At 69.4% G+C, this 11,039-nt stretch carries 12 protein-coding genes; 6 read left to right on the forward strand and 6 right to left on the reverse strand.

Translation table 11 applies throughout. The annotated features are described in order from the left end of the window. Window positions 1–668 (forward strand): ADP-ribosylglycohydrolase family protein (locus tag GWI24_RS31620; RefSeq protein ID WP_210949432.1); only part of this gene is annotated, 668 nt, incomplete at its 5' end. A gap of 30 nt (window positions 669–698) precedes the next feature. On the opposite strand, the gene GWI24_RS31625 is transcribed toward GWI24_RS31620, so the two are convergent. Continuing rightward, entirely contained in the window at window positions 699–1,922 is a 1,224-nt protein-coding gene (locus tag GWI24_RS31625; RefSeq protein WP_308344152.1) for an FUSC family protein, read from the reverse strand. Between the two features lie 70 nt (window positions 1,923–1,992). Between GWI24_RS31625 and GWI24_RS31630 the strand changes: the two genes are divergently transcribed. Next, window positions 1,993–2,463, forward strand: a complete 471-nt coding sequence (locus GWI24_RS31630) for a type II toxin-antitoxin system PemK/MazF family toxin (RefSeq protein WP_308344153.1) — start codon at window positions 1,993–1,995, stop codon at window positions 2,461–2,463. 41 nt (window positions 2,464–2,504) lie between these two features. Here the strand turns inward: GWI24_RS31630 and GWI24_RS31635 are convergent, their stop codons facing one another. Beyond that, window positions 2,505–3,047, reverse strand: a complete 543-nt coding sequence (locus GWI24_RS31635) for a DUF1697 domain-containing protein (RefSeq protein WP_210949437.1) — start codon at window positions 3,045–3,047, stop codon at window positions 2,505–2,507. Window positions 3,048–3,121: 74 nt separating this feature from the next. On the opposite strand from GWI24_RS31635, the gene GWI24_RS31640 reads away from it, so the two are divergent. Then, a complete protein-coding gene (locus GWI24_RS31640) occupies window positions 3,122–3,769 on the forward strand; it encodes a uridine kinase (protein ID WP_210949440.1) in 648 nt (215 codons plus the stop codon). A 56-nt stretch (window positions 3,770–3,825) separates the two neighbouring features. Here the strand turns inward: GWI24_RS31640 and GWI24_RS31645 are convergent, their stop codons facing one another. From GWI24_RS31645 to GWI24_RS31660, 4 genes are all read right to left on the reverse strand, one after another. Continuing rightward, window positions 3,826–4,488: a DUF4360 domain-containing protein gene (locus tag GWI24_RS31645; protein ID WP_210949441.1), complete on the reverse strand. Its 663-nt coding sequence runs from the start codon at window positions 4,486–4,488 to the stop codon at window positions 3,826–3,828. Window positions 4,489–4,518: 30 nt separating this feature from the next. Continuing rightward, window positions 4,519–5,172 carry a DUF4360 domain-containing protein gene (locus GWI24_RS31650; RefSeq protein WP_210949443.1) on the reverse strand — a complete coding sequence of 218 codons (654 nt, stop codon included), beginning with the start codon at window positions 5,170–5,172 and terminating at the stop codon, window positions 4,519–4,521. 348 nt (window positions 5,173–5,520) lie between these two features. Continuing rightward, entirely contained in the window at window positions 5,521–6,174 is a 654-nt protein-coding gene (locus GWI24_RS31655) for a methylated-DNA--[protein]-cysteine S-methyltransferase (RefSeq protein ID WP_210949444.1), read from the reverse strand. Window positions 6,175–6,263: 89 nt separating this feature from the next. Further along, on the reverse strand, window positions 6,264–7,148 hold the full coding sequence (locus GWI24_RS31660) for a glycerophosphodiester phosphodiesterase family protein (protein ID WP_210949445.1): 885 nt from the start codon (window positions 7,146–7,148) through the stop codon (window positions 6,264–6,266). Window positions 7,149–7,363: 215 nt separating this feature from the next. Here GWI24_RS31660 and uvrB point away from each other — a divergent pair, with 215 nt between their 5' ends. The 3 genes from uvrB to GWI24_RS31675 form a co-directional block, all read left to right on the forward strand. Beyond that, window positions 7,364–9,508, forward strand: a complete 2,145-nt coding sequence (gene uvrB / locus GWI24_RS31665; protein WP_210949446.1) for an excinuclease ABC subunit UvrB — start codon at window positions 7,364–7,366, stop codon at window positions 9,506–9,508. Between the two features lie 194 nt (window positions 9,509–9,702). Continuing rightward, window positions 9,703–10,281 carry a TerD family protein gene (locus tag GWI24_RS31670; RefSeq protein ID WP_210949447.1) on the forward strand — a complete coding sequence of 193 codons (579 nt, stop codon included), beginning with the start codon at window positions 9,703–9,705 and terminating at the stop codon, window positions 10,279–10,281. 147 nt (window positions 10,282–10,428) lie between these two features. Beyond that, on the forward strand, window positions 10,429–11,039 hold a 611-nt coding region (locus GWI24_RS31675; RefSeq protein WP_210949448.1), incomplete at its 3' end, for a TerD family protein.

Here is an 11,039-nt window from a genome sequence, read left to right on the forward strand (position 1 = left end):
CGGCGCCGTTCGGCCTCACCGGGCTCGACCCCCGCGACTGCTTCGAACTCGCCGCCCGCTGCGCCCAGATCACCCATGGCCATCCGACGGGCTACTACGCGGCCGGTGCCCTGGCCGCCATGATCGCCTGCCTGCTCGACGGCGAGTCCCTGGAAGGCGCGACGCTGCGCACCCTGGAACTCCTCGCCCGCTACCCCGGCCACGAGGAGACCACCGCCGCCCTCCGTAAGGCGGTCGATCTGGCGGCCGAGGGAGATCCGACGCCCGAGAAGACCGAGTCCCTCGGCGGCGGCTGGGTCGCCGAGGAGGCCCTGGCCATCGCGGTCTACAGCGCCCTGGCCCGTACCCCCGCCCAGCAGATCCTGTACGGCCCCGGCGGCGAGATCAGCTACGACCCGGCGCCACCGCGCACCCCGGTCCAGGCGGCCCTGCTGCTCTCCGTCAACCACTCGGGCGACAGCGACTCGACGGGCTCGATCTGCGGCAACATCCTCGGCGCCCACCACGGCGACCTCCGCCTCCCGCCGTCCTGGCTGTCCCTGACCGAGGGCCGCGGCACGATCGCCGAACTCGCCGACGACTTCGCCTCCGAGTTCCACCGTTCGGTGGAGCTGTACGAGCCTTACGACGACGTGGTCTTCCCCCGCGACCGCTACCCGCTCAGCTGACCGCCCGGGGACTCGGACCGCCCCGGGGAGTCAGACCACCCCGGAGCGGTCCGTGCGGCCGCGCCGGAGCCGGCGCTGGAGCTTGTGGAGGAAGGGGAAGCGCTCGCGCTTCTCGCGGGTGCTGCGGTCGAGCTCTTCCATGAGCCGCTTGGAGCGCTGCTCCATGTCGAGTTCGTCGAGGACGCGGTCGATCTCCGCGAGCAGGGCACCGTGCAGCTGCCACTGGCGGGGGTGCTCCTGGACGCGGCGCAGCAGCAGATCGGCGCCGCGGTCGCGGCTGGCGTGGGCCTTGACGAGTTCGCTGGAGAGGCGGGATTCGGCCTCCTCGGCGTTGGCGCTGACCTGGGTGGTGACCAGGACGGCGAAGCTCTCGACGGCGGCGGCGAGATGGGTGAAGAGGTCCTTCAGGGCATCAGCCACGTCCGGGGGGAAGAGGGGTTCGTCCGTCCGCGCCTTGGCGAGGTCGGTCAGGGTGCGGGTCATGACGCGCAGGATGACGGTGCAGATCTCCAGCGTGTCCAGGCCGGTGCGGAGTACCACGCGGTAGAGGAGGCCCTCCTTGACGCGGGGGTTGAGCCGCACACTGTCCTCCGCCTGCCGGAGGGCGGCGTCGACCTGGGAGATGTCGTGGTCGAGGCGGCGGGCCTCGTAGAGCCGGGCGGCGGCGCGGTCGACGGCGATCTGACTGCCGAGCTCCTCGCCGATGTGCAGCAGCAGCTGACGCATCCGGCGGGCCAGGTCCTCGATGGACTTGCCGGCCGTCTCGACCCACACCGGAGGCGCGAGGAAGAAGTTGAAGCCCAACCCGACACCGGCCCCGATGAGGGTCTCCAGCACCCGGTCCCAGGCGTAGGTGGTCACCTGCGCCACGCCCAGGACCAGCATGGCGCTGATCGCCACCTCCTGGACCCAGTCGCCCACGCGCGTGAGATAGCCGGCGGTCTGGGCGGCGAGGATGATCAGGCACAGGCTCCACCAGGTCAGCCCCACCAGCACGCTGAAGGCGACGGCGATCAGGACGCCCACGACCACGGCCTCGACCCTGCGCAGGCTTCTGGTGAGGGTCGCGTAGAGGGTGACCTGGACGACGAGGAGGGCGGTCAGCGGGGCGGTGAGCGGGGCGGGTTCCTTGCTGAGCTCGAGGGCGACGACGTAGGCGATGGTCGCGGCCGCCGTGGAGCGCACTGTCTGAACGACGACCGGGTCATGGCGTCGTTTGACGAGTTCCGCCAGTGGGTCGAGAACATCGGGCACGTACATGCCCCTTCCACGCCGAGGGGGCCGCCATGTCATCGGGTTTCGCGGACGGGTTAACGTGTCGGGCGTGATCAGCCCATTCAACGGAACGCAGGGGACGGGGGACGGCGCGGCGCTTCCCGGAAGCACCGGCCCGGCCGCCACCGTCGAGGCTCATCCGCGCCAGGTCGGGCGGGTACGGACGAGTTACGCACCCGATCCGGACGGGGATCCGGATCCCGGCGAGATCGTCTGGACATGGGTGCCGTACGAGGAGAACGACGGCCGTGGCAAGGACCGGCCGGTGCTCGTGGTCGCGCGCGAGCTGGCAGGGACGCTGCTCGCTGTGCAACTGTCGAGCAGGCGGCACGACGGCGACCGCGAGTGGGTGCCGATCGGCTCCGGGCCGTGGGACCGGGCCGGACGGGAGTCATGGGTCGATCTGGACCGGGTGCTGCGGGTACACCCGGACGGGATGCGGCGCGAGGCGTGCGCGCTCGACCGGCCGCGCTTCGACCTGGTCGTCATGCGGCTGCGGCAGCGGTACGGCTGGAGCTGAGCGCGGCTCGGCGTGTCTCCGGCTGATCTTGAGGAAACGTCTCAGCCGTCGGCCAGCGCCAGCAGCTTGGTGACCGTGTTCCAGTTGCGGGCGGTGGCCGGTACGCCGAGCCGGGCGTTGGTGACCTTCGCCGCCAGCTTGGAGCGGCCGACCCCGTCCGGGCAGTGCAGGAAGATCTCGCGGCCGATGAGGCGGAACGCCTCCGGGGCGTAGGCGGCCGGATCCAGCGCGTCCAGCGCGGCCGTGTCCGCGGGCACGTCCGCCAGGAAGACCACATGCAGGGTCTTGGGCTCGGCCACGGCCTCCGGATAGGGGTTGGCCCCGATCGCCGCGGCCAGCTCGTCGCGCGTACGGACCATGACGTCCACGGGAAAGCCGAGACCGGCGGCGAAGTGGTCTTCGAGCGTGCGGGCCGTCCGCTCGGGCGGGGTGCCGGGGTCGGCGAAGACGATATTGCCGGTCTGGAGGTGGACGGTGACGTCCTCGAAGCCCAGCTCGGCCATCAGCTCACGCTGCCGGGCCATGGGGAACTTCCTGTTCCCGCCCACATTGATGCCGCGGAGCAGCGCTATCTGAGATGCCATGGGCGGAGAGTACCTCTCCCGGAGTCCCTGGGCCCTGGAGCCCAGAGCCCCCGGGCCCACGGCATGATGGGGGCGTGCGGCTCGAAGCGATCACCTGGGAACGGCTGACGGACGCGACCGCCGACCGCATCGCCGGGCTGACGGCGGCGGACGGCAGCCCCTGGCTGAGAGTGGCCGTCGACGGGGCTCCGGCGGCGCCCACCGGCGAGCTGGCGCGGGATCTGGCGGAGGCGTTGCGCATCCTCGGCCGACCGGCGCTGGTGGTCGCGGCGGCCGGGTTCTGGCGGCCCGCCTCGCTGCGCTACGAGTACGGGAAGCGGGACCCCGACGCGTACTACGACCGCTGGCTGGACACCGGAGCCCTGTGGCGCGAGGTCTTCGATCCGCTGGAACCGGGGCCGGGCGGCACCGGGCGGGTGCTGCCCGACCTGTGGGATCCGGAGACCGACCGGGCCACGCGCAGCCCGTACGCCGAACTTCCGCCGGGCGGGGTGCTGTTGCTGCACGGCGCGCTGCTGCTGGGGCACTGGTTCCCGTTCGACCTCTCGGTGCATCTGCGGCTGTCCCCGGCCGCCCTCGCCCGCCGCACCGACGAGGGCGAACGCTGGACCCTGCCCGCCTTCGCACGCTACGAGGACGAGGTGGGGCCGGGTGAGGCGGCGGATGTGGTGGTGCGGATGGACGACCCCCGGCATCCGGCCTGGCACCGCCCGGAGCCGTAGCCGGGTACGTTTCGAGGCGGTGCGCAGGGGGTCATGTCCGGGTTGGTGCGCAGGGTTCACTTCTTGGTCGGCGGGCATTCCTTCCAGGCGAAGTGATAGGTGGTGCTCACATCGCCGTCCGTCGAGTCCATGGCGATGAAGCTCGTCGTTTCATTGGTGTTGGACGTTCCGGCGTTGACCCGCAACTCGGTGTTGATGTTGAAGTTGCGGAGTTCACCGCAGGGCGACCACACCACGGTGGCGATATCGGATACGTCGGTGGCCTGCCAGTTGTCGTCGTAGGCGCCGGTGTAGCCATGCGTGTTCGACGAGGTCTGCGACTGCCCCTGGAAGTAGTACGAGGCCTTCTGCGTGGCGGACGCGCCCTTTTCCAGGTGGGCGAAACCACGGTAGTCGACACTGGCGATGGCGTAGGAGAAGCCCTGTGGCACATGCGTGACCAGACTCAGCTGACAGTTCTTTCTGAAGTCCGTCGGCTTGGATCCCTTGCCCACCTGCGCGAGATACTCGCTGTAGGTCACGGTGAAGGCCGTGTTGTCCGGGGAGACGGCGATCGCCGCGGTGCCCGCCGGGCAGCCCGACCCATTGACGGTCGCGACCGTGATCACGATCTTGTCGGGCGGCACGGTGTCGAACGGGGGTTGTGCGTATGCCTGGGAAGTGAGCGTCGAGGCGAATAACGCCGCGACCACGCCGCCTGCGTACAGAACACCGGGCATGATTCTCCATTCGATGGTGGATTTACCGGGCTACCGGACGGCGGAAGGGCATTCCTTCCAGGCCAGGTGGTAAACCGTGTTGACCCCGCCGTCCGTCGAGTCCATGGCCATGAAGCTGGTGGTGCCCGCAGGAGAGGTGCCGGCGTTGACCCGCAGCTCGGTGTTGACGTTGAAGTTGCGGTCCTGGCCGCAGGGGGCCCACACCAGGGCGCTGTAGTCGGTGCTGTCGGCGGTCTGCCAGTTGTCGTTGTACGGACCGCTGAAGTCATGGGTCCGCGACGCGGTGTCCGACGAGCCCTGGAAGTAGTAGCTCGCCTTCTCGGTGCCCTTGGCGCCCTTTTCGAGGTAGCCATAGCCCCGGTAGTCGACCTGGGCGATGGCGTAGGTGAACCCCTGCGGCACATGCACGCCCAGGCTGAGCTGGCAGTTCTTACGGATGTCGGTCGGATCCGCACCGGGGCCGACCTGGGCGAGATAGTCGCTGTAGGTCACGGTGAACGCCGAGTTGTCGGCGGATACGGCCACGGCGGTGGTGCCCTTGGGGCAGCCCGAGCCGTTCACCGTCTTGACGCTTATCTGGATCTTTTCCGGCGGCCCATCAGGGGCCGAGGAAACACCCTGGGTGGAAAGGGCCGAGGCGAATAGCGCCGCGGCCGCGCCGCCCGCGAGCAGAACACCGGACATGGTTCTCCAATTCGATCACTTGTGGGGACGTAGTTGAGCGATGAATTTCCGATGAGCGGGAGAGCGAGGAAGGCAAGGAAGGGCAAGGAAGAGCGGGGGTGCGGGACGTGCGGGAAGTGCCGGCAGAGCAGGTGGCACGCACGATCGGTGGAGCGGGAGAGCTGAAGAGCGGAAGAGCGTTATCGCGCGGTACGGTTCGTACGGCCGAACGCAATGAGAGCCCCATGCCCGGCTGGTGACGGAAAGCCAGGGCGATGGGCGCTCTTAAGATAAGGGTGATAGGCAAGCACCACAAGACGGCCGCGGAATTCCGCAACAAGATGTTTCCGTCCGGCCGGGAAGAACGATTCAGAAGAGCGGTTGCGGAAGAACGCCTTCCAGTGCCAGCAGGATGCGCTTGGTCTCCAGCCCGCCGCCGAAGCCGCCGATGCCCCCGCCACTCTCCACCACTCGGTGGCACGGCACCACGACCGGCAGCGGATTGCTCCCCATGGCCACGCCGACGGCGCGGGCCGCGCCCGGCTCACCCACCCGGTCGGCGAGGTTCTGATAGCCGACGACCGTTCCATAGGGCACATGCGCGGCCAGCTCGCGCAGCACCCGGCGGTTGAAGCCGGTGATCAGGGACCAGTCCAGGGAGAGGGTGAACGCCTTGGTGTCCCCGGCGAAATAGCTCTCCATCTGCCGTATCGCCTCGGTCAGATGCCCGGCGCAGCGCGGTGCGGACGGGGCGGCCGCGGTGCCGGGGGCCTCGGGCGCCACGGCGGTGGGCTCGGTGCCGAGGCGGCGCGTCAGCCTGGCGACGGCCTCGGCCGCCGTCTTCTCCTCCGCGTGGAAGACCACCTGGGCCAGCCCCTCGTCGGTGGCCGCGAGCAGCAGCGGGCCGATGGGCGTGGCCAGGACCGCCCAGGCCCAGGCGCGGGCGTCCCGCCCCTCTGGGTGCTCCCGCCGCTCCGGCCGCTGCCGCGGGTCCGGCCGTGTCTGCCGCTCTGCGATCGTCACGCCTTCAGCGTAGGACCCGCCACCGACAGCGCCGCCGACAGCGCCCCGCCGGTCGGTCGGCGGGGCGCCTCGTCAGGGGGAGTCGTGGCTCACGAGGCGTCGTCGAGGGCGTCCCGGATCACATCGGGCTTGTTGGTGATGATGCCGTTCACGCCCATGCCCGCGACCGAGACCGCCGTCGGGCCGTCGTTGACGGTCCAGGTGTAGACCTCCAGCGGCTTGCCGTGCGCCCCGTCCACCGATCGCACCGCGGACACATAGCCGGCGTCGATGGTCGTGTAGCTGGGGTTGATCTGGTCGGAGAACTCGGCGTACTCCGGCAGATCGGCGACGGCCGGGGTACCCAGGAAGCCGGTCTTGACGTCGGGGCGCAGCCGGTGGACCGTCCGCACGGAGTCGGCGCTGAAGCTCTGGACGATCAGCCGGCGCTTGTGCCGGTGGTCCAGCCAGCCCTCTCTTCGCAGCTCCCGCAGCGTCTGGCGCTCGATCCCCGGATAGAGCTCGGGAGCCTTGAGCTCCAGCAGGAGCTTTTGGTGGTTGTCCGAAACCCGGTCCATGTACTCCTCCAGGGTGGGCACCGCCTCGCCCTGGAACTCGGGGCCGAACCAGCTTCCGGCGTCCAGCTTCTCGATCTCGTCGAGGGTGAAGTCGGAGATCTTCCAGGGCGCGCGGTCGGGGAAGACCTGCTCGACGTCGGTGGTCCGGCTCAGCGTGGTGTCGTGCATGACGATCAGCTCGCCGTCCCTGGTGCGCTGGACGTCGTTCTCCACCCAGTCGATACCCAGGTCGTCGGCGGCGTCGACGGCGGCCAGGGTGTTCTCGGGGGCGTACGCGGAGGCACCGCGATGGGCCACGGTGACCGTGTGGTGGTGCGTCGTCCGGCCGGTGCTGGCCTGGGCCGTGGCCGTGGGGAGGAAGAGCGCGGACATCCCGATGAGCGCGCCGGTTAACGCGGCGGCCGGGCGGATCTGCATACGGACTCCTCGCGTCGTCTGATTCTCGTCCGACTCATGGACGGGCAGAGGGTCCCAGATGCGCGGCAGTGGAGGATAGGTGTCGGATGGACGGAAAATTCGTGTCACGGGCGATATAATGCGGGTGATCATCCGAATCCGGCCGGAGGGCCGGGGTGGGAGTGGCGCGAACGAGCGCTCCGCCGTTGTCAGTGGTGAGTCGTACGGTTGGTCTCATGCGGCCCGTAACTCAGCTCGAACGCAAGGTGGCGCCCTTCGAGGTCGTCAGCCCCTATCAGCCCAGCGGTGACCAGCCCACCGCCATCGCCGACCTCGACCGGCGCGTCCGCGCGGGGGAGAGGGATGTCGTCCTGCTCGGCGCGACCGGCACCGGCAAGTCCGCGACCACCGCATGGATGATCGAGAAACTTCAGCGGCCCACGCTGGTCATGGCTCCGAACAAGACGCTGGCCGCCCAGCTGGCCAATGAGTTCCGCGAGCTGCTGCCGAACAACGCGGTCGAGTACTTCGTCTCGTACTACGACTACTACCAGCCCGAGGCGTACGTCCCGCAGTCGGACACCTATATCGAGAAGGACTCCTCGATCAACGAGGAGGTGGAGCGGCTGCGCCACTCGGCGACGAACTCGCTGCTCACCCGGCGTGACGTGGTCGTGGTGGCCTCCGTTTCCTGCATTTACGGCCTCGGTACGCCGCAGGAGTACGTGGACCGCATGGTGCCGCTCAAGGTCGGCGAGGAGATCGACCGCGATCAGCTGCTGCGTCGCTTTGTCGATATTCAGTACAACCGCAATGACATGGCGTTCACCCGGGGCACCTTCCGGGTCCGCGGCGACACCATCGAGATCTTCCCGGTCTACGAGGAGCTCGCGGTCCGCATCGAGATGTTCGGCGACGAGATCGAGGCGCTCTCCACGCTCCACCCGCTCACCGGCGAAGTGATCAGCGACGACCAGGAGCTGTATGTCTTCCCGGCCACCCACTACGTGGCCGGGCCCGAGCGCATGGAGAAGGCCATCGCCGGGATCGAGGCCGAGCTGGAGCAGACCCTGGCCCGGATGGAGAAGCAGGGCAAGCTGCTGGAGGCCCAGCGGCTGCGGATGCGCACCACCTACGACATCGAGATGATGCGGCAGATCGGCACCTGCTCCGGCATCGAGAACTACTCGCTGCACATCGACGGCCGTGAGACCGGATCCCCGCCGCACACCCTGCTCGACTACTTCCCGGAGGACTTCCTCCTGGTCATCGACGAGTCGCATGTCACGGTGCCGCAGATCGGCGCGATGTACGAGGGCGACGCCTCCCGGAAGCGGACCCTGATCGAGCACGGCTTCCGGCTGCCCTCCGCACTGGACAACCGCCCGCTGAAGTGGGAGGAGTTCCTGGAGCGCGTCGGCCAGACGGTCTATCTCTCCGCCACCCCGGGGACGTACGAGATGTCCCGCGGCGACGGCTTCGTGGAGCAGATCATCCGCCCGACCGGCCTGGTCGACCCGGAGGTCGTCGTCAAGCCGACCGAGGGCCAGATCGACGATCTCATCCATGAGATCCGCACCCGCACCGAGAAGGACGAGCGCGTCCTGGTCACCACCCTCACCAAGAAGATGGCCGAGGACCTCACCGACTACATGCTCGAGCTGGGCATCCAGGTGCGCTATCTGCACAGCGATGTGGACACCCTGCGCCGGGTCGAGCTGCTGCGCGAGCTGCGCGCCGGTGAGTTCGACGTGCTGGTGGGCATCAACCTGCTGCGGGAGGGCCTCGACCTTCCGGAGGTCTCGCTGGTCGCCATCCTCGACGCCGACAAGGAGGGCTTCCTGCGCTCGGGCACCTCGCTGATCCAGACCATCGGCCGTGCCGCCCGTAACGTCTCGGGCCAGGTGCATATGTACGCCGACAAGGTCACCCCGGCGATGGCGAAGGCCATCGACGAGACCAACCGCCGCCGCGAGAAGCAGATCGCGTTCAACAAGGCCAACAAGATCGATCCGCAGCCGCTGCGCAAGAAGATCAACGACATCGTGGCCCAGATCGCCCGCGAGGACGTCGACACGGAGGAGCTGCTCGGCACCGGCTACCGCAAGGCGAAGGACGGCAAGGGCGCGAAGGCGGCCGAGCCGGCGGCCGGCGGCAAGGCGGCCAAGGGCGGTAAGGCCAAGGCCGCCAAGGGAAAGGCCAAGGAGGCGGTGCTGACCGACCGGCCCGCGGCCGAGCTCGCCGAGCAGATCGAGGAGATGACCGACCGCATGCGGGCCGCGGCGGCGGAGCTCCAGTTCGAGGTGGCGGCCCGACTGCGCGACGAGGTATCGGAGTTGAAGAAGGAGCTGCGGCAGATGCGGGAGGCCGGAGTTTCCTGATCACCGGGCGCCCCGGGTCCTCACCGGGGCGCCCGCGGGTTCTCTGTGTTGCAAGACCGACACAAAAGTCCGCTCGTCCGGCCGGAGCCCTGGCGGCAGTGCATAGGGTTTTCGGAAGGGCCGTGCGTACGGCGCGGCCACGGTCGCATCCGCGGCGGCCACGGGGAATCGAGAGACGAGAGTAGGGACAGCGCGTGACGGTCAACATGTCCAAGGGACAGGCCATCAGCCTGCAGAAGGCCGACGGGGGCACCCTGACCGCGGTGCGGATGGGGCTGGGCTGGCAGGCGGCGCCCCGCCGCGGGCTGTTCGGCTCCCGTACGCGGGAGATCGACCTCGACGCGTCGGCCGTCCTCTTCGCCGACAAGCAGCCGACCGATGTCGTCTTCTTCCGCCACCTGGTCAGCGACGACGGCTCGGTCCGCCACACCGGTGACAACCTCGTGGGCGGCGCCGGGCAGGGCGGGGACGACGAGGCCATTCTGGTCGACCTCCAGCGGGTGCCCGTCCACATCGACCAGATCGTCTTCACGGTGAACTCCTTCACCGGCCAGACCTTCGCCGAGGTGCAGAACGCGTTCTGCCGGCTGGTGGACGAGACCAACGGTCAGGAACTCGCCCGCTACACCCTCACCGGCGGCGGGCAGTACACCGCCCAGATCATGGCCACGGTCCAGCGCGCGGGCGGCTCCTGGCAGATGAAGGCGGTCGGCGAGCCGGCCAACGGCCGCACCTTCCAGGACCTGATGCCGCACATCCTGCCGCATCTGTAAAGGCGTACCGCATCTGTAAAGGCGTATCGCCCAGGTGAGCGCGTCGGCCCGGTTGAGCAGAGCTCGCCGGGCCGACGCGCTCACCGCACCACCGCATCACCACCCACACGTACGGCACACAACGGAACACAACGAGGGGACGCAGCCATGACGGCCGAGCTGGTCCGAGGGCAGAACCACCCGCTGCCCCAGACCCGTTTGGAGATCCGGATCTCTGCGGGCAATCCGATCGTGGCCGGGGCGACACTCGGCGATGAGCGGGGCACGGTGCACGGCGCCGAATGGGTCGCGCATCCCGCCTCGCCCCAGCTGGCCGGGATAGAGGTGCCCAAACAGGCGGCGGCCGACCACCGGCTCGCCGTGGACCTCGACGCGATGCCCGAGCACATCCACCGGGTCACCGTGCTGCTCGCGCTGCCGACCGGCGTCGGCGGCCCGGCCCGGTTCGGCGCCATGGCCGCGCCGTTCGTCGCCGTCACCGGCCTCGACGGCACCGAGATCGCCAGCTACACCATCACCGACCTGGACTCGGAGTCCGCGGTGGCCGCACTGGAGCTCTACCGCAGGCAGGGCGCCTGGAAGGTGCGCGCCATCGGCCAGGGGTACGCGGGCGGGCTGGCCGCCATGCTGCACGACCAGGGGCTGGAGCAGGGCGCCGGTCTCGCGGCGCGGATCAACGAGGCGGTGGCCCGTGGCATGGCCCGCTCGGTGGCCCAGCCCCCGCCCCGCCCCGAGGGCGACGGCCGGGTGCGCACGGC

The sequence above is a fragment of the Streptomyces sp. MK37H genome (assembly GCF_018035285.1).
Classification (GTDB): domain Bacteria; phylum Actinomycetota; class Actinomycetes; order Streptomycetales; family Streptomycetaceae; genus Streptomyces; species Streptomyces endocoffeicus.